Below are 19039 nucleotides of genomic sequence, written 5' to 3' on the forward strand. Positions count from 1 at the left end.
TATGTGCATGTGCGTGATGAAGTTTACTTCCCTTGAAACTTCGCCGGCCGTTTCTCGAGGAACGCCGTCATGCCTTCCAGCCGGTCTTCCGTGCCGAACAGCGTGCCAAACACTTCCGATTCCAGCGCTAGCGCCCGCTCCAGATCCATGTTGATGCCTTCGTTCACCAGTTTTTTGCTGAACCGGACGGCAAACGGCCCTTTGGACAGCATTTTCGCCGCGATCTCCTGCGCCTTCGGCAACAGCTCAGCCGGTTCCACCACATGATTGACCAGACCGATTTGAGCAGCCCGTTCGGCAGTGATCATGTCGCCTGTCATCAGCAGCTCTTTCGCGATCCCCGGTCCCACCAGCCGCGGCAAGCGCTGCGTGCCGCCAAATCCGGCGACGATTCCCAGATTCACTTCCGGCTGCCCGAATTTTGCATGGGTGCTCGCAATCCGAATGTCGCACGCCATCGCCAGTTCGCATCCGCCGCCGAGCGCGAATCCGTTGACTGCAGCGATGACCGGCTGCGGCATGCGCTCGATTTTGGAAAACACCGAGTTGCCAAACTGCGAAAATGCGCGCGCTTCCAGCGGCGTCTTGCCCTGCATTTCGGCGATGTCGGCGCCTGCCACGAACGCTTTTTCGCCCGCTCCGGTGAGGATCACCGCGCCAATCGACGCATCTTTCGCAATCGCGTCGACCAGTTCGGACAGCTCCGTCAGCAAAGCGGAATTCAGCGCGTTGAGCGCTTTCGGGCGGTTCAGCGTGACGGTGGCGATCCCATCCTCGACGGCAAACAGCAGATGTTCAAAGTTCATCCCCTGTTCCCTCCCTGGTTTTCATATACGTAGAATCCGCGGCCCGTTTTTCTGCCCAGCCAGCCTGCCTTCACATACTTGCGGAGCAGCGGGCACGGCCGGTATTTCGAGTCGCCCAGCCCTTCATGCAGCACTTCCATGATCGCAAGGCAGGTGTCCAATCCGATAAAATCGGCCAGGGTCAGCGGCCCCATCGGGTGGTTCATGCCGAGCTTCATCACTTCATCGATCGCTTCCGGCGTCGCCACCCCTTCATAGACACAGTAGATCGCTTCGTTGATCATCGGCAGCAGGATCCGGTTCGAGACAAATCCCGGAAAATCGTTGACTTCCACCGGCACTTTGCCCAATTTTTTCGATAGATCTTCAATCGTACGGAACGTTTCGTCGCTCGTTGCGAGCCCCCGGATGACTTCAATCAGCTTCATCACCGGCACCGGGTTCATGAAGTGCATGCCGATGACCAATTCCGGCCGCTTGGTAACGGCCGCAATCTCCGTGATCGGCAGCGAAGACGTGTTGGTCGCGAGGATCGTTCCCGCCGGCGCAATGGCGTCCAGTTTGCGGAAAATATCGCACTTGATTTCCATGTTTTCGACTGCCGCTTCGATCACCAACTGCACATCGCCTGCGTCCGCCAGATCGGTCGACGGCCGGATGCGGCCGAGAACCGCCTGTTTCTCCGCTTCCGTCTTGCGGCCTTTCTCTACGTCACGCGACAAGTTTTTCGCGATCGTGTTCAGGCCGCGCTGCACAAATTCATCCTGCAGATCATTGAGAATCACTTCAAAACCCGCCTGCGCGGCCACTTGCGCGATGCCGCTGCCCATTTGGCCGGCTCCGACAACCAGGATTTTTTGAATGTCCATGTCGCTCCTCCTTACTTGAATTGAACCGTTTACTCCACCCGCAGCAAAATCGCATCGCCCTGCGCAGCCCCGGAACAGATCGCTGCAATGCCGAGGCCGCCGCCGCGCCGCCGCAGCTCGTAGACGAGCGCACCGATAATCCGCGCGCCGCTTGCGCCGATCGGATGACCGAGTGCGATCGCGCCGCCGTTGACATTGACTTTTTCCTCGTCCCAGCCGATGATTTTGCCCGATGTCAAGGTGACTGCGGCAAACGCCTCGTTCACTTCAAACAGGTCGATGCCGGACAGCTGATAGCCCGTTTTTTGCAGCAGTTTCTGAATGGCAAGCGCCGGCGTGGTCGCGATGTACGGTGCCTCGGCCGCCACTTCCGCGTGTCCCAAGATTTTGGCCAGCGGCTGCTTGCCTTCCGCTTTCGCCCGCTCTTCCGACATCAGCACCAGGGCGGCAGCCCCGTCGTTCACGCCCGGCGCATTGCCGGCGGTAATCGTGCCGTCCTGCTTGAAAACGGGCGGCAGCGCAGCCAGTTTTTCCAACGAGGTGTCGCGGCGGGGCGCTTCATCGGTGTCGACCACCGTCGCACCTTTTTTGCCGGGCACTTCTACCGGCACGATCTCTTCCGCCATGCGGCCCGCCTCGATCGCCGCAATCGCCCGCTGATGGGAACGCAGCGCCCACGCATCCTGTGCTTCCCGTGTGATGCCGAATTCGGCGGCGACGACCGAACCGTGCACCGCCATGTGCACATCGTGGAATGCGCAGCGCAGTCCGTCATAGATCATCAGATCGAGCAGCGGGCCATCTCCCATGCGCATTCCCCAACGTCCGTTCGGGAGCGCGTAGGGCGCGTTTGACATCGACTCCATGCCGCCGGCGACCACAACGTCCGCGTCTCCGGAGCGAATGATCTGGTCGGCCAGCGTGACGGCGCGCATGCCGGACGCGCACACTTTGTTGATCGTTTCCGTCGGGGTCGACCACGGCAGCCCCGCCTTGACCGCCGCCTGCCGGGACGGAATCTGCCCGGCGCCGCCCTGCAGCACCATGCCCATCAGCACTTCCTCGACCTGGTCAGGTGACACGCCGGCCCGCTCCAACGCACCGCGGATCGCCACCGCTCCCAGCTCAACTGCCGACAGCGGTGCCAGAGCCCCGCCAAACCGCCCAAACGGCGTCCTCGCCGCACTCACAATCACCGTATTACGCATTTCAATACCTCCCACACGCCACCACCAAAGCAAACCGATTTTCGCAGCTGATTCCCACGCTCTAGAAGCGGATCGCCCTGAACATAAGTAACGACGAGCGATCCATCTTCGCAGCTTATTCCGGCTCCTTTGGTGGGGACCCATATATCCCCGCGGGTTACACGCGGCACAGGCCTTAAGCCACTGACATGTCAAGCAATTCCACCACGTCGTAGGTGTTGATACTGTCTTCGACGCCTTTCGCTTTCGTGCCGTCAATCATCATCGTCATGCAGAACGGACATGCGGTGCCGATCGCGGTGCAGCCGGTTTCCAGCGCCTGCTCCGTCCGCAGCACGTTGATCCGGTCGGTGCCTTTCAATTCTTCCTTCCAGAACGAGCCGCCGCCTGCCCCGCAGCACATGCCGCGCTCTTTGTTGCGCTCCATCTCCACCACTTTCACACCCGGAATCTTTTCCAGGATATAGCGGGGCGCCGAATAAATGCCGTTGTAACGGCCCAGGTAGCAGGAGTCGTGATAGGTGATGATCTCGTTCACTTCCTTCGTCGGCACCAGCTTCCCTTCGTCGATCAGCCGCGCCAGCAGTTCGGTCGCGTGGATCACCTCGACCCCCTCCAGACCAAATTCTGGATACTCGTTTTTGAATGTGTTATACGCGTGCGGATCGGTGGTTACGATCTTCTTTACGTTATATGCTTTGAAAATTTCAACATTCGCTTCCGCCAACGCCTGGAACAGGAACTCGTTGCCCAGTCTGCGCGCGGAATCCCCGTCGCTTTCCTCTTCTTTCCCGAGGATCGCGAAGTCGACGCCCGCTTTGTTCAGCAAATTGACAAACGCGCGGGCGATTTTCTGGTTGCGCGAGTCAAACGAACAGGCCGATCCCACATAGTACAGATACTCCACTTGTCCGTCGACTTCCGCCATGGTGCGCACGTCCAGGTCTTTTGCCCAGTCGGCGCGGGTGTTGCGGTTTTGGCCCCACTCGTTCGACTGGCGCTCGAGGTTTTGGAACGCGCGGTTGATTTCCGCGTTCGCTTTTCCTTCCGTCAGCACCATCCAGCGCCGCAGGTCGATGATTTTGTCGACATGCTCGTTGTACACCGGGCACGCCTCTTCACACGCACGGCAGGTGGTGCAGGCCCAGATCTCGTCTTCGCTGTACACGTTGCCCATCAGCATCGGCAGTTCTTCCGCCTCGGCCGAAGCCGCGACTTCCAGATTTGCACCCGGCACGCCAGTTGCTGCAGCCATTTTTTGCGCCAGGAAGCGGTCGCCTACTTCTGTCAGGTGGTCGCGCATTTTCAGGATCAGGTACTTGGGAGACAGCGGCTTGCCGCTCAATGTCGCCGGACAGTTGACATGGCAGCGTCCGCACTCGGTGCAGGCATATCCGTCCAGCAATTGCTTCCAGGTAAACTGGTCGATCCGGCCGACGCCGAACTCCTCAACCGACTCGTCTGACAGATCGAGCGTGCGCAGCCGACCGTGCGGCGTCAGCCGCCGGAAGTACGTATTGATTCCCGCCGCAATCATGTGCAAATGCTTGGAACGCGGAATAAAAATCAGGAATCCGAACAAAATCGCCAGATGCGCCCAAACAAAGATCTCCTTGAATACGCGAAGCACTGTTTCATTGCCGCCGGCAAAAACGCCGCCCAACCAGGATGCCACTGGCGACACCCAACCGGGGTCTTTGCCGGTGATCGCCACTTCCAGCCCCATCACGGTCAGGTCGGTGACCACAAGACCGCCGATCAGCCCGAGAATGATGTACGCTTCCGCCGTTTGGTCGAGCCGCATCGGCCGCCAGAAATAGCGCCGGCCGGCCGCAATCAGAATCGCCACCAACACCAGCAGGGAGAACAGTTCATGCACAAACACGAACCAGTTGGCCTGCCCGATCCACGGCAGGTGGCCGCCGAAAATGTGATGGGCCACAAACTCCAACGTGCCGAATGACAGGACGATAAATCCCCAGAAGATGAAGAAATGGCCGAGACCTGCCGGCTCAGCAAGTACTTTCGCCTGGCCGAACACATCCCGGAAGATCGAGCGGATCCGCTCATCCTGATTGTCCGGCCGCGATTCCGGCCGTCCGAGCATCAGATATTGGTATTTGCGATACAGCGCAGTCCAGAACAGGTAGATGGACACGCCGGCAACCGCCAGAAACAAAAGGATGCGAACCAGTTCCACATCTTTTCACTCCTTCTGATTTGGATTAAAAATAAACCTCGATCATTCCATGCCACGAATCAAACGTTCGGTCGATTCCCAATAAAAAAATAGAATCTCCTAGTAATACATATACCGCATTACTAGAAGATTTGCGAACGGAAAAATGAATGCCCATTCAGGATTTTGCCCCGCGGATGCGGCTGCATCGCCTTATAATCCGTCTTACGAAGTTTTTCGCAATCTTTGCGCCAATTCCTGAACGATGAACGAAGCCACATCGGGCGCCAGCGTTCCCGGACCGAAACCGGCGTCATAGCCCAATTCCAGCGCCAGTTCATGCGAGATGCGCGGTCCGCCGCAGACCAGCACGACTTTCGAGCGCATCCCTTCCGCTTCCAGCAGATCGACCAACCTCGTCAAGTTCGGCAAGTGGACATCCTTCTGCGTCACCACCTGCGATACCAGAATCGCGTCGGCGTTCAGCTCGATCGCCTTGGCAAGCAGTTCCTCATTTTCCACCTGCGCTCCCAGGTTGTACGCGTCAATCATCGGATAGCGCTCCAGCCCATACTCGCCGGCGTACCCTTTCATGTTCATGATTGCGTCGATCCCCACCGTGTGCGCGTCCGTTCCGGTGCAGGCGCCGATCACCACGATCTTGCGGCCGATATGCGTCTGGATATACTCGTTGATTTCCTTAAAATTCATCCGTTTTGCTTTTGCCTTCACTACCTTGATTTGCGTCACGTCCACCGTGTGGCGGCACTTCCCGAACAGCACGAAAAACGTAACGCCTTCCCCGATATCAGCGGCGTGCACCACCTGCGGCTCAGCCAGTCCCATTTTCACGGCAAGCTGGCGGGCTGCTTCCTTTGCTTCGTCCCCATAAGGGATCGGCAGCGAAAAACTGAGCTGCACCATCCCGTCATCCAGCGTATCACCGTATGGACGTATCCGCGTCAGGTCCGCTTTCATGCAGACTCCTCCTTCGCCAGGTGCAATTCCTGCCGCAGCAGTTCCTCGATCGGGTTGTAGTAGCTGTCCGCCCGCTCGAAAACACCCTCCAGCCCCTTACCGCCGGTCGGGGTCCGCTTCACATCGGCAAACACGCCTTTCGCCAGCGCGGCAAACAGCCCGATCGATCGAATTTCCTCCAGCAGTCCGGTTGCTTCCGCCAGCACCTGTTGCGCCCGCCGGGCGATGATCCCGTCTTTTTTGAACTCGATCTCATCCTGCAGATGGCGCGCATTGGTAAAAATATACTTGGCCGCTTCGATCGACAGGTGTCGCTCGTGGATCAGCGGCGTATGAATCGCCTCGGTCATCATGCCCAACAGTTGAATGCCCTGGCCAGTCATGATGCCGACCATGTTAAACAGTGCATCCTGTACGTGGCCGCGGAAAATATTGCCTGTCATATGCTTGGTTGGCGGCATATACTTCAGCGGCGCCCGCGGAAAAATCTCCCGCGCCATCTGCGCCTGCGCCAGTTCTAGCAGAAACCCGTCCTCAAGATCGGGGTTCATCTCGAACGCGTGGCCAAGCCCCATCTGTTCTTCCGGCATCCCCGCCCGAAACGCAAGCTGTTCGTTGATAAACTGGGAAGCCAGCACCGTATGGGCCGCCTCTACGGCATCAGCCGTCGTCAGATAGTTATCCTCCCCGGTGTTGATGATCACGCCCGCATACGCGTTGATCATCCGCGAAAAATTCTGGTCGACCAGCGTCCGCTGCATGTTGATGTCACGGAACAAAATGCCGTACAAAGCGTCATTCAGCATCACGTCCAGCCGCTCGAGCGCTCCCATCGCGGCGATCTCCGGCATGCACAGCCCGGAACAATAGTTGCAAAGCCGGATGTACCTCCCCAGTTCCTCGCCGACCTCATCCAATGCCTGGCGCATAATCTGAAAATTGGCCTGGGTGGCATACGTTCCCCCAAATCCTTCCGTCGTCGGACCGTACGGAACATAGTCCAGCAGCGACTGTCCCGTCGAGCGGATGACAGCGATGATATCCGCCCCCTGCCGGGCGGCTGCCCGCGCCTGCACCACGTCCTCATAGATGTTGCCGCTTGCCACGATCACGTACAGGTACGGCTGCGGGCGATCGCCGTATTTTTCGATCAGCTGCTCGCGCCGGCGGCGGTTTTCGCGAATCCGCCGCAAAGCGGCATGCGCCAGTTCGGCCGCTTTTTCCCGAATCTTCGCTTCCGGAGCCTGCTCTGTCTCAAACAGGTTCAAGCTGCCGCTGGCGACCGCTTCCCCCACTTCCTGCACGCTCCAGCCCGTTTGCAGCAGCGCATTGGCCAGCGGACGGGCCACCCCTTCCGGCAGCCGGCCTTGTTCTTTCACATGATCGACCACCACATTCGGCAGCGGCACCCCGTCCGCATCAACGCCGTCCAGTCCGAACAGCCGGAGCACGGTCCGCTCCACCGCAACCGTCGTGCGCCGCTCGATAAACCGCACCACGTCGTCCGCAATCGCGGACGCGGCGCGGCGCGCGCGATCGATCATGTTCGAATCGAGATGCAATTTGCTCATGTGCGTCCTCCCCTCCTGTTGCAATCCGCTTCTATCGCAGAGAGCCATTCCCGCGAGCGGGCGATGATCTCCGGCGGCAGTCCCATTGTTTCGGCAATGGACAAGGATTCCCATTGCACGGAGGCAGAGTCGGCCGGGACGATCCGGTGGTCGGACAGGCCGGCCACTCGCCAGCGCAGCATCCCTTCTGCCGCCGCCACTTCCGCAACTCCGGCATAATGAGTGGCAAACAGCACGATCCACTCCGACCCATGCAAAAATCGGGTCAGTCCAACCGCCAACGCCTCCCCCTCCATCGGGTTGGTGGCACGTCCCACCTCATCCAGCAACAGCAGCACTCTGTCTGGGCGTTGAACGACCGTAGGTCGCCCAAGCGGGCCCAGTATATCCGCTAGACGCGAGATCTCGCCGCCGAATGTGGACAGTCCATTTTCCATCGACTGCGGATCTCCCCCGACGAACCGAACCCGGTCGACCGGCTGAAACCAGAACGCCTCGGCCGGCACCGGCATCCCGTGCTGTGCCAGCGCCTGCAGCAACCCGGCGGTCCGCAGGGCAACCGTCTTCCCGCCCATGTTCGGTCCGGTGAGAACCGTTACTCCTTCTGCGAGTGAAAAGGATACGGGGGTCACCTGCCGGCCTTTTTGCCGCAGCGTGTCCGCCAGTAGCGGGTGGAAGCCGTTTTTCATCTCCCAGCGCCCTTCCGACCAAATCGGAAACGACCAACCAAGCCGCTGGGCCGTCAGGATGCAGCTGACAAGCCAATCCAATCGTCCCCATGCAGCTTCACATCCGCGGAACCGATCGATGAAAAGCGCCAACTGGCGGGTCAATGTTTCCAACAACGCTTGTTCGCGATCCTCCTCCATCTCCGCCACCTGCTCCAGTTCCTGCAGCAAAGCCAGCACAGACGCCCGATCCTGTACGCGAAATATCACTTCCCACGAGGTTTCTCCCTGCAGCAAGAGATCCTCATCCGCCCGCGCCCGTTCAACCGCTTGCCGGTCATCCCGCGGCCAGATATATTCGCGCTCCTGGTTCGGCAATCGGCCGTAGCGGGTACGGAGTTCTTCGTGCTGCCGCTTCCTTGCCCGATCGATTCGATGCTGCAACTGCCGCTTCCGCAACCGCAGCTCCCGCAGGACAGGATCATAGGCATCATCCAGCGAGAAAGTCGGCGTCCATTCCGGCTGCGGATTCAAAATGCGCAACGCCGCATCCCAATCGACATCCGGCCACCATCGGAAGCGCGTTGTCGCGCGCACGATCTGATCGAGCAACCGTCCCTTCCACACCCACTGTTTCCATTTGAACAGCTCCCCCGTCTGCAATGTCGCACCGGCCTCCGTCTGCTGAAAAAGCGGTGCGATCGAGCGGAGCGTCACCAGCAGCTGCTGCAGCCGGTCCGCCCAGTCAGCATCCTGCAGGGCGGTTTGCAATTGTGCAAGATCGTCCCGATCCGCTTGCCACCGGTCGGCCTCCGCCGGCAGATACGGGCGGAGCCGCGCCCGGTAAGCGTTCCCGAGTTCGGACATCGGCTGAAACAGGTTCCACGCGTAGTCCCATGCCAGATGTTCCCGTGTTTCCCGATCCAGAAACTCTCTCACTGGCCGCCCCCCTGTCTCGAAAACAAACAATCCACCACCGGCAACCCACCGGCGATCTGTTGGATCGCATCCAGCAATTCATGCCGCGGCAAACGGTAGCCCTCCACCGAAACGGAATTGACCGTTACCGCCACAATGCGAATGGCACGTTCCGCCAACAGCCGTCCCCCTTTTCGCGCAAACCGCTTCCACCCGGCAAGCGTACCCATCATATGCGTCCCGTCCCGCAAAATCACCGTCTGCACCAGACCTTCCCACATCTCCAACAGCCGGTCGGTGACAACGCCGGGAACCGCAACCGCCACGGCGTCTTCCGGCCAGTCCGGAATCGAACGCGGATGCAGCAATAACGGGTTTACACCCGACAGCACCTTCGGTTCCATACCCGGACCGCCTGCTGCTATGCAGGCGGTTGTTCTCGCAAGCGCCGCCAGCTCCCGCTCCCACTCCTGCTCAACCGGAGGGAGCTGCAAGCGCGCTAACGCAGCCCTGGTTTCCCTCGCCACATCGACAATCGTCCGACCGACGCTCGCTCCCGCGCACAACACGATCGCGTCCACCAGATCGGGGGTGGCGCTCGCCATCCGGTCAAACGCACCGTCGATCAGGTGCAGGCGCGCTCCCCATTTTTCAAGCTTCGCCAACAAGGTCCCCGCCTGCTCGACCTGGCGGACACCGGCCAACAGCACACTGCCCGGTTCTGTCACGCGCGCGATAAAAATTTCTCCCAGAGCGGAAGGCACTCCTGTCGCTTCCAGCAGTTCCAGCTTGGCCGTCGCTTGTTCCAGCGCATCGGCAGCGGTCGCAATCAGTCCGCCGGCGGGAGCTTGTACGGCTGGCTTCGCAACCCCGATCAGCGAGTCAAAGCGCTCCCCGTCCACCCCAATGCTTTGGAGGGACAGGGAGACACCCGCTTGTGACGCTTCCTCAATGATCGTATTCAGCGCAGTCGTTTTTCCGGCATGTTTGGCTAGCCCGATCATCGCCAGCCGGCGAACCCCCGCCGCCTGTACGTGCTCATACAGCATACCGCACCACTGCCAATCAGGCGTTTGCTTCCTTATGCGGCCGCCGGTCGACCCGCTTCAATCCTTTCGGTTCGAGCCCCAGCGCCTGGTCGTTCAGCAGTTTCGCGACACCGATCGCTTCTTCTTTGTGGTGGGTGCAGCTGGGCGGGCAGCCTTTGTCTTCGTAGGTCGGTTCATGATAGACGGAAATGACGCCCTCGAAGTTGCGCAGCACCACCTTGCCGTGCCCCTGCGAAATCAGATATTGCGGCATCACCGGAATCTTGCCGCCGCCGCCCGGTGCGTCCACAACGAACGTCGGCACAGCGTAACCGGACGTATGACCACGCAGCTGTTCCATAATCTCGAGTCCTTTCGAGACGGTGGTGCGGAAATGCTGAATCCCTTCCGACAGATCGCATTGGTAAATGTAGTAGGGACGCACACGCACTTTCACCAGTTCGTGCATCAGCTTTTTCATGATGTGCGGGCAATCGTTCACTCCCCGCATCAACACCGTCTGGTTGCCAAGCGGGATGCCGGCGTCGACGATTTTTTCGCAAGCCGCTTTCGCTTCCTGCGTCAATTCGGCCGGATGGTTAAAATGGGTGTTGATCCAAATCGGGTGATATTTTCGCAGCATGTTCAACAGATTGTCGGTAATCCGCTGCGGGAAGACCACGGGCGCGCGGGTTCCGATGCGGATGATCTCTACATGCGGGATCGTCCGCAGATTGGAAATGATGTATTCGAGCGTCTTGTCGTTCACCAGCAATCCATCACCGCCCGACAGCAACACGTCACGGACTTGTGGCGTGCGGCGGATGTAGTCGATCGCCTGGTCCAACTGTTGCTTCGGCACCGATTGTCCGGGTACGCCCGAAAACCGGCGGCGCGTGCAGTGGCGGCAATACATCGAGCACTGGTTGGTGATCAGAAACAGCACGCGATCCGGATAGCGATGCGTCAGCCCCGGCGCCGGCGCATCCTCGTCTTCATGCAGCGGGTCTTCCATATCGTACGGGGAACGGGTCATTTCGTCCGACAACGGAACCGCCTGCAAGCGAATCGGGCAATTCGGATCATCCGGATCCATCAGCATCGCGTAATACGGTGTAATCCGCAGCGAGATCGTTTCCCGCACATGCTTGATGCCTTCGATTTCCTTTTCCGTCAGATTGATCACTTTCGACAATTGCTCCAGGTTGTTGATCGTGTGAGTCAGCTGCCACATCCAGTCGTTCCACTGCTCGTCGGTCACATCTTTCCACAGCTCGATATCGCGAAAATGTCGTTTCCGCCTGCCCGTTTTTTGCTGCACTTCATCCAGTGCCCGGCTCAAATCATCCATCGTTTGACTCATCAAAATCGGCCCCCTTCAGTTTGGTTGAATATGGTGAAATGCGAGGCGCACCCGCCACGTCAGGTTGCATACCGGTCGTTGTACACCGCCAGCAATTCCGGGTTCTCCCTGACCAGTTGCAGGGCAAGCTCCGCATGCCCTTTCGTGTAGCCGTTCCCGATCAGCATCGTCACATCCTTGCCGACTCCTTCCGCCCCCAACGCGGCTGCCGTGAAGGATGTCGCCATCGAGAAAAAGTAGATCGTGCCTTCCTCACGGGTCGCCAAGATGCTTGACATCTCTGTCCCCGGCACATTCACGCAATTGATGGTCAGATCGGCCAGCGCTCCATCCGTGGCCTGGTTGACCGCTTCCATCACCGCAAGCGGGTCGGTCGCGTCCAGATCAAGCACCACGTCCGCCCAGCCAAGCCGGCGCAGCAGGTTGCAAGCCGCTTCCCCGCGGTCGACGGCGATCAGCATCCCTCTGTTGTCAGTCCCTTTGGCGAAGGCCTCCTTGCCGGTGACGCTTTTGCCGTCAGTACCCGTGTCGACAGCCCCTTTATCGCCCCCGCTTTGGCCGCCGCCTTCACCCTTTCCACACGCTCCCAGATTGTTACGCGCCTGTTTCAGCACAAGCAGGCCCGATTTTCCGGAAGCGCCCAGCACAACCACTTTCTGTCCGGGTTGTACCAGTTTTTTCGTTTGCGCCGGTGCCCCGCAAACGTCAAGCACCGCCAGCGACACTTTGAGCGGCAGGTCGTCCGGCAATTTCGCGTACAGGCCGCTTTCGAACAGAATCGCTTTGCCGCGGATGTCAACCTGGCCCGATTTTGGGTCGATCTGCAGAATCTCGTCGATCACAAGCGGCGTCAGGGAGAGCGAGACGAGGGTGGCGATCCGGTCGCCCGTCTGCAGGCTGCTGCGGTCCCGCAACTCCTCGCCGATTTCCGCCACCCGGCCGATCAGCATGCCGCCGGAACCGGTCACCGGGTTGTGGTGTTTCCCGCGCTCGGCCACAATGCGCCGCATGATCCGGCCGATTTTCTGCAGATCGTCGTTCGCTTCCCCGCGAATCTGGGCGAAGGAGGCAGAATCGATATTGAGGGTCTCCACTTCGATCAGAATTTCGTTGCTCCAGCACTCCATCGTGTTATCGATCCGCCAGGCCGGCTGCGGCAGCACCCCCTTCGGTTCCAGCACTCGGTGCAGTCCATAACGATCGCCTTTTTTCATCCGACACCTCCAACAAGTTCCCCAACAAAGTGATGTGAAGTTTCGCCAAATCTGAAATCTTCACACAACTGATTTTGCAATTTTCGCGCCAATCAAAAGTGCCGAATTTTTGGCGAACCGGGCACAAGCAGTTCGCTAGGATGCAGGCGGCATAGACAGGAGGATCAGGTCGAACAATAGCAAGCGGAGGGTGCAGCTGGAACAGCGGAGGGAACAGGAGCAGCGGGAGAAGGGAGATCGAGGGGAACAACAGGTGGGGGGTTGAAACATTGCATGGCCGATTCTCTCACAACACTGCAGTAGGGTCAGAACGGGGCAACACAGCAGCCGCCGGGCCCGCCTCGTCCGGCTGCCGCTGCAGCCGCCCGCTTATTTTTTTCTGGTGATCCGGTACTGCAGGGTTTGCCGGGGGATGCCGAGGCGCTTCGCCGCTTGCAGGACATTTCCGTTCGTTTCGTCCATGACCGCGCCTGTGATCGTCCGTTCGATCCGCTCAAGGAACTCGCGCAGCGGCAAACCGGACCGCTTGAACGCGTCCAGAACGCTGCCGAACGGATTGAGAACGCCATCCGTGTCACCGGCGGCTCCGCTCTCTACAACAGCCGGATCCGCTTGAACCGCTTTTCTCCGCTGCAGCAGCCGCTCTTCGCCAATCTCTCCGCTCCCTTCTCTGCTCGTTTTGCCCTGTCCAAGCGGCGCAGCCGTCTGCTCCGCTCCCAGGGCTCCGTCCTGTCGGCCCGCCGCCTGCGCGATCTGCCACGGGATCAAATCCAACCCGATTTCCCGGTCGCGCACCAGATTCATCGCCCCTTCGATCGCATGCTGCAATTCGCGCACGTTTCCGGGCCACTCGTACCGCAGAAAACACCGCTCGACATCGGGCGACACTCGTTCCACCTGTTTCTGAAACCGCTCGTTGTACATGTCCAGAAAATGCCTCGTCAACAGCGGAATATCCGCTTTTCGTTCGGCCAGCCGTGGGAGATGGAGCGACACCACATTCAACCGGTAGTACAGATCAGGACGCAGCTGTCCCGTTTGAATCGCTTGCAGCGGATCGGTGTTGGTAGCGGCCAGCACGCGGACGTCGACCGGCGTCACTTTCGTGTCCCCGATCCGTCGCACCAACCCTTCCTGCAGCACCCGTAGCAGCTTCGCCTGCAGTTCAAGCGACATCGAGTTGATCTCATCAAGAAACAGCGTTCCCCCATCGGCCAACTCAAACAGCCCTGGCCGATTCTCCGCCCCCGTAAAGCTGCCTTTCACCGTCCCGAACAGCAGCCCTTCCAGCAGCGTAGCCGGGAGCGCCGCACAATTTTGCGCGATAAACGGCTTTTTCCGGCGCGGCGACAGATTGTGGATCGCCTGTACGAACAATTCTTTGCCGGTGCCCGTTTCCCCGCATACCAGCACGGACGAATCGGTGGCGGCAGCCCGCGCGGCCAGTTCCTTCATCTGCAACATGCGCGGGTCGCAAGTCACAATGTCGTCAAACGTGTAGCGCGCTTCCATCGCCGACCGCGGTTTCGCTTTGCGCGGCGCCACCATGCTCGCCTGCAGGTCAATCAATTTTTCCGCCAGTTCCTTGACCTGCGTCAGATCCTTCGCCACCTCAAACGCCCCGATCAACCGTCCGTTCGAAAAAATCGGCAAGGTGCTGTTCACCGTATGCACTTTCTTGCCGTGCACATTCGTGTAGGTCTGCCGCACATGCTCCAGCGGTTTGCCGGTGGCCAGTACCTGCAGCAGCGTGCTCGTCTCGTTTTTCAGCGATGGAAACACGTCCAGTACATGTTTGCCGATCACCTCCTCCGGCGCCAACCCGTCCAGCCGGCCGGCCGCCTCGTTGTAAAAAATGGTGATGCCCTCCCGGTTGACCGCATGAATCCCTTCCTCGATCGATCCGAGAATCGCGCGCAGCATTTCCAGTGTATTCACCGTTTTTGATTCCATCCGGTATCCCCTCCCCGGTCGATACTGATGTTACCTTTACTATGTCTGAATGCCGGATTTTGAGCAAGTATTTTTGCCAAAAGTTCGGCATTTGCATGACCGGCAAAAGAAAGCCCCGGCCGCCTGCGACCGGGATCTGCATGAACCGATTTTTAACCGACCTTGAATTTGCCGACCGTTTGTTGCAGCTCCAGTGCCAGCTCACTGAGCGATGCGGCGGATGCGGCGATTTGTTCCACCGACGCCAACTGTTCCCGTGATGCGGCCGCCATGCCCTGCGAGCTGGACTGCGATCTGCCGGCGATCCCCACCATCTCCTCGACCGATTGGCACACCTGCTGCGAACCGGCCGCCATCTGTTGCGATACGGCCGCGATCTCCGCCAGCTGGCCGGCGATCTGCTGAGCGATTTTGACGATGCGGCCGAACGATTCGCCAGCCGCCTGAAACAGTTCCCTGCCGGACTGAACCGCGTCGATCCCTGTGTCCATCGTGTGCACCGCGCGCGTCGTATCCGCCTGGATTTCTCGAATCAACTCCGCGATCTGGCCGGCCGATTGTTCCGATTGCTCGGCCAGTTTGCGCACCTCGTCCGCGACCACCGCAAAGCCTCGGCCGTGCTCGCCCGCCCTTGCCGCTTCGATCGCCGCATTGAGCGCCAACAGATTGGTCTGGGAAGCGATCCCTGTAATCACTTCGACAATCTGCCCGATCGCTTGCGAACGATCGCCCAGCTGTTTGATCACCGCGGCCGAATGGTGGACCGATGAATGGAGCGAATCCATCTGATCGGCCGCTTGTATGACCGATCGATGGCCTTGTTCCGCCTGCTGCAACATTTCGGCAGACGCTTCGGAAACGGCAGCTGAACTGTCTGCCACCCGCTGAATCCCGCCGGCCATTCCCTCGATCGCCCGCTTGCTTTCATGCAGGCCCTTCGCCTGCGTTTCCGCTCCCGCCGCCACATCCTGAATGGCGTCCGCAATCTGATGGATCGCTTGCGTGCTTTCCGCCGCACTCGCCGACAATTGTTGCGACAGGGAAGCCGTTTGCAAAGCGCTTTCATTGACCTGTTTCAACACTTTCTCCCAGGCTTCGCTCATCCGGTTCATGGAGGCGGCAACCGGCGTCAGATGGCCGACTTCGCCCTCATCGATGCGAGCGGTCAGATCGCCTGCCGCCAGCACTTCAATGTGTTCGATGATACGGGCCATCGGCGCCACAAACCGCCGGTAGTTGAAACTGCTGATCAACGCTCCCATGATACCGCTGAAGACCGCAATATAGCCGATGGTACCCCACATCGCCAGACCTTCCAGATGATTCCCGTAGACGACTCCGACCGATGTGACGACCGATCCCACTATGGCCAGCAGTGTCGAGCGGATCATATACCTGGCCAACGACAATGTTTTCGTCATGCTTCTGTCCCCCTCTTGTCCCGCTTGCTGTTCCTCACATTCTTTGCATTCTATTTATTCACATGGCTTCATCCGTTTCCTGCAGATTTTTCCATGCTCGCGAAAAAAAGGCCCATCGCCATCCATTCGGACAACGACGGGCGTTTCATTTTCACTTGCTGATGAAATACGGCGGATTCTGCTTTTCTTTCAGCTGATCCAACAACTTGACCATGACAACCGCCGCCTGCGCTTTGGTCAGCGGCCGCTTTGGCATAAAGTTGCCTTCCCATCCGGACATGAGTCCGAGCGCGGCTGCAATCTCGATATCCCCGACATATTTTCCGTCCGATTCAACCGAAACATCCCGGAAGTGAATCTTGAAGGTGTCGGTCGAATCGGACAATTTCCCGTATCCGAGAATCGCCGTCACCAGATCGGCAAATTCTTCCCGGGTGATGACATCATTTGGACGAAAATTTTTCACGTTCGGATCGATCCATTTCCGTGCCGCCGCCTCTTCAATAAATTGATAGTTCGGGTCTGTCTTTGGCACATCGTCGAACAGCTGCTTCTCAAGCGCGCGAACCGGTCCGTCGACCGCCATCACCAGATACCTGACCGTCTCGGCCCGGGTAACTCCCGCATCCGGATTGAGCTTGCCGTCCTTAACCGTATAGATACCCCGGTCAAGGAAATATTGCATCTGTTTTTCCGCCCAATGGCCTTTTATATCGCTCGCCTGCACCGGCTGCCCCGGTTGCCCGCCCCACGGAGACACCCATTCGCCTGTTTTCGCATCGATCAGTTGTGCCGCGTCATTGATCAGCGGCGCATAGACCAATTGCACACCTTTCGGCTTAGTGGGATCGTACGGTTTCCCGTACGGGTTTTGGTTCGGTTCAAAAATTGGGACATATTGCAGGCGAACCGGATATTTTTCCAGATACTTTTCTTTCGCCGTCTCGGCGCCGATCAGGTTCTCTTTCGTCGGGAATGCCAGCGTGTTCAACCAACCTCCTCCGCCATAGTATTCCCTTACTTCGCCTGTATTCGGATCGATCTCCACAAAGATGTTCGGATCGCGCAACGGAGTGCCGTTGACCAAGGTAACAAAATTGAACCGGTAGCCCGCACCGAAAAATTGCGTTGACGAATCAAACGCGATCTGGTGGATGGCAGTGGGAAGCGCATTTTTCACAAATTCGATCGCCTTGGCTTGCGCCTGTTCCCTGGAGATTGCCGGATTCGCGGGGAATTCTTGCGGTCCTTTCCTAAAATCCATGCGGAACAGGTGGAGCAGTTCGCCGGTTTTCACATTGATCATGACCGAGATGCGTTTCAGCGTTTGGATTTGAAAGTCTTTCGGATCACCCTGCTGAAAGTCAAACTGCCATACTGGTTGATTGTTGGGCCCATTTTGATAATTGGATCCCTGCAGCGTGTAGCCTTCGAGACCCAGGTTGTAGGATTTGAGCAACTCAAGCGCAGCTTCTTTTGTCAGTTCCTTGGTCGTTTTCGGCGCTCCCGGCCGATCGGCCAGCGGCTTCCAGTCGCCCGTTTGGCCGGCGGGCAGCGGATTCCCTTCGCGGTCAATAGCCACCCCTTTTGTTGCGTCGATCATCGGCAGTCCATACTGGCCCCACGGACCGTACACCAGTCGGGCCTCATCCGGCCTGTCTTTATACGGTTTCAGTTTTGCGATGTACTGCAGTTGCAGATTAAGAGCATTACGAAACGCTTCCTTCGCTTGCTGCTCCGTTATGGTTGCATTCGGCTGCGGGAATTGAACGCTTTCTGTCCAATTGTAATGGTAGCTGCGAAGCTCTCCATTTCCGTTGACCATGATGCTGACTCCGTCCATCGGATACGGAATTCCGTTGACCATCCGGACAAACCGGAACGAATGCGTGACCGTTTGCGAGCCATAAGGAACGGGGTACTTTGCATCCCCCATTTCCTGCACCTGATCGATCTTGTCCGCATCAAACCGCTTCAAGTATTCAACCGCTTTTGCCTTTGCCTCTTCCCGCGAAATCGCATTTTCAATCGGAGCGTCATCCCGTTGGAAGACGTTCAGATCGAGCAATTTTGCCGTTTTTGCATCGATCACCACGTTAATCTCGCCAAAAGCGAATTGATTTTGCTTGGAAAAATGGATGATCCAGATGCTGCTGCGGCCAAACGGCGGTAACCCCCCCTTGTCCTCCTGCAACGTCGCATCGCGGAACTGGTAACCGTCAGGCAGCTTGATGTACTTCTTGGCTGCCTCAATCGCTTGCTCCTGCGTTAATGTCCCGGCAGTCGCCTGCGACGCATCGGCGAGCGCCGCATAGGGCGCCGATGAAATCAACATGCCGATCGTCAATGCGGCTGTCGCGGCGCGTTTCATTTTCTTCATTCCCTTCTCCTCCTCCGAGCGTTTGCTCCCCATTTTTCTACAAGCTGCAGTGTGCTAGAGATTTCCATAAAGGTTAGACGTGTGATTCGGCAAAAAAGTTTCGCTTTTTCGATAAAAAATTTTTCGACAAATATTTCGCCAGGTTTATCTGTTAAGACAGAGCTGGTTATCTTGAACCGGGTGATCGCACGTGAAAAAAAGCGCTTTTTGTCGTTTTTGGCGGGAGAGGGAATGAAAAATGAACCGGTGGCTGAAAAAACGAGGCGGTTCAAAAGCAAAAAAGAGGAAGCGAAAAGCAGCCGGCTCTATTGCCAGAGTCGGCTGATCCAATGGAAGACGACACCGCCCAGCCAGATCCCGATAATGCCCAGAATACCGGAAAAAACGGACGGTGCCGGCAGCGGCAATTTTAGCGCGGAAAACAGAAACCCGACGATCAGTCCGGTCACCAAAGACAAAATCATGACGCGTGCGTCCAAACAG

General features: G+C 58.4%; 14 protein-coding genes. All 14 read right to left on the reverse strand.

What is annotated here, in order from left to right; genetic code table 11:
• Positions 1-23: 23 nt before the first annotated feature.
• Entirely contained in the window at positions 24-806 is a 783-nt protein-coding gene (locus tag C230_RS0115805) for an enoyl-CoA hydratase-related protein (protein WP_018133028.1), read from the reverse strand.
• Positions 803-1675 carry a 3-hydroxybutyryl-CoA dehydrogenase gene (locus tag C230_RS0115810; RefSeq protein ID WP_018133029.1) on the reverse strand — a complete coding sequence of 291 codons (873 nt, stop codon included), beginning with the start codon at positions 1673-1675 and terminating at the stop codon, positions 803-805. The genes C230_RS0115805 and C230_RS0115810 overlap by 4 nt, the downstream gene beginning before the upstream one ends.
• Before the next feature lie 29 nt (positions 1676-1704).
• The gene (locus tag C230_RS0115815; RefSeq protein ID WP_018133030.1) at positions 1705-2883 is read right to left on the reverse strand and encodes an acetyl-CoA C-acetyltransferase; all 1179 of its coding nucleotides are present in this window, start codon (positions 2881-2883) and stop codon (positions 1705-1707) included.
• Between the two features lie 175 nt (positions 2884-3058).
• On the reverse strand, positions 3059-5083 hold the full coding sequence (locus C230_RS0115820; protein ID WP_018133031.1) for a (Fe-S)-binding protein: 2025 nt from the start codon (positions 5081-5083) through the stop codon (positions 3059-3061).
• A gap of 204 nt (positions 5084-5287) precedes the next feature.
• Entirely contained in the window at positions 5288-6040 is a 753-nt protein-coding gene (kamE, locus tag C230_RS0115825; protein ID WP_018133032.1) for a lysine 5,6-aminomutase subunit beta, read from the reverse strand.
• Positions 6037-7611 carry a lysine 5,6-aminomutase subunit alpha gene (gene kamD / locus C230_RS0115830; protein ID WP_018133033.1) on the reverse strand — a complete coding sequence of 525 codons (1575 nt, stop codon included), beginning with the start codon at positions 7609-7611 and terminating at the stop codon, positions 6037-6039. Before kamD ends, kamE begins: the two co-directional genes overlap by 4 nt.
• The gene (kamC, locus tag C230_RS0115835) at positions 7608-9218 is read right to left on the reverse strand and encodes a lysine 5,6-aminomutase reactivase ATPase KamC (protein WP_018133034.1); all 1611 of its coding nucleotides are present in this window, start codon (positions 9216-9218) and stop codon (positions 7608-7610) included. The genes kamD and kamC overlap by 4 nt, the downstream gene beginning before the upstream one ends.
• Positions 9215-10246 (reverse strand): lysine 5,6-aminomutase reactivase subunit KamB, encoded by a 1032-nt coding sequence (gene kamB / locus C230_RS0115840; protein WP_018133035.1) that lies wholly within the window; start codon positions 10244-10246, stop codon positions 9215-9217. The genes kamC and kamB overlap by 4 nt, the downstream gene beginning before the upstream one ends.
• Positions 10247-10262: 16 nt before the next feature.
• A complete protein-coding gene (gene kamA, locus C230_RS20745) occupies positions 10263-11576 on the reverse strand; it encodes a lysine 2,3-aminomutase (RefSeq protein WP_051074273.1) in 1314 nt (437 codons plus the stop codon).
• A gap of 71 nt (positions 11577-11647) precedes the next feature.
• A complete protein-coding gene (gene kdd / locus C230_RS23665) occupies positions 11648-12802 on the reverse strand; it encodes an L-erythro-3,5-diaminohexanoate dehydrogenase (protein WP_018133037.1) in 1155 nt (384 codons plus the stop codon).
• 369 nt (positions 12803-13171) lie between these two features.
• Positions 13172-14755: a sigma-54 interaction domain-containing protein gene (locus C230_RS0115855; protein ID WP_018133038.1), complete on the reverse strand. Its 1584-nt coding sequence runs from the start codon at positions 14753-14755 to the stop codon at positions 13172-13174.
• A gap of 152 nt (positions 14756-14907) precedes the next feature.
• Complete coding sequence (locus C230_RS0115860) at positions 14908-16176, reverse strand: methyl-accepting chemotaxis protein (protein ID WP_018133039.1); 1269 nt, start codon at positions 16174-16176, stop codon at positions 14908-14910.
• A 151-nt stretch (positions 16177-16327) separates the two neighbouring features.
• Positions 16328-18556, reverse strand: a complete 2229-nt coding sequence (locus C230_RS0115865) for a YcdB/YcdC domain-containing protein (RefSeq protein ID WP_018133040.1) — start codon at positions 18554-18556, stop codon at positions 16328-16330.
• A gap of 305 nt (positions 18557-18861) precedes the next feature.
• Positions 18862-19035, reverse strand: coding sequence for a DUF1427 family protein (locus C230_RS20750; RefSeq protein WP_018133041.1), 174 nt, complete (start codon positions 19033-19035; stop codon positions 18862-18864).
• Between the last annotated feature and the right edge of the window lie 4 nt (positions 19036-19039).

It is taken from the genome of Effusibacillus pohliae DSM 22757 (assembly GCF_000376225.1).
In the GTDB taxonomy this organism is placed as follows: Bacteria; Bacillota; Bacilli; order Tumebacillales; family Effusibacillaceae; genus Effusibacillus; species Effusibacillus pohliae.

What these genes read in the sequence shown, in the direction of transcription:
- C230_RS0115805 (WP_018133028.1), bottom strand. Translation starts at nt 806, where the DNA reads ATGAACTTTGAACATCTGCTGTTTGCCGTCGAGGATGGGATCGCCACC.
- C230_RS0115810 (WP_018133029.1), bottom strand. Translation starts at nt 1,675, where the DNA reads ATGGACATTCAAAAAATCCTGGTTGTCGGAGCCGGCCAAATGGGCAGC.
- C230_RS0115815 (WP_018133030.1), bottom strand. Translation starts at nt 2,883, where the DNA reads ATGCGTAATACGGTGATTGTGAGTGCGGCGAGGACGCCGTTTGGGCGG.
- kamE (WP_018133032.1), bottom strand. Translation starts at nt 6,040, where the DNA reads ATGAAAGCGGACCTGACGCGGATACGTCCATACGGTGATACGCTGGAT.
- kamD (WP_018133033.1), bottom strand. Translation starts at nt 7,611, where the DNA reads ATGAGCAAATTGCATCTCGATTCGAACATGATCGATCGCGCGCGCCGC.
- kamB (WP_018133035.1), bottom strand. Translation starts at nt 10,246, where the DNA reads ATGCTGTATGAGCACGTACAGGCGGCGGGGGTTCGCCGGCTGGCGATG.
- kamA (WP_051074273.1), bottom strand. Translation starts at nt 11,576, where the DNA reads ATGGATGATTTGAGCCGGGCACTGGATGAAGTGCAGCAAAAAACGGGC.
- kdd (WP_018133037.1), bottom strand. Translation starts at nt 12,802, where the DNA reads ATGAAAAAAGGCGATCGTTATGGACTGCACCGAGTGCTGGAACCGAAG.
- C230_RS0115855 (WP_018133038.1), bottom strand. Translation starts at nt 14,755, where the DNA reads ATGGAATCAAAAACGGTGAATACACTGGAAATGCTGCGCGCGATTCTC.
- C230_RS0115860 (WP_018133039.1), bottom strand. Translation starts at nt 16,176, where the DNA reads ATGACGAAAACATTGTCGTTGGCCAGGTATATGATCCGCTCGACACTG.
- C230_RS0115865 (WP_018133040.1), bottom strand. Translation starts at nt 18,556, where the DNA reads ATGAAGAAAATGAAACGCGCCGCGACAGCCGCATTGACGATCGGCATG.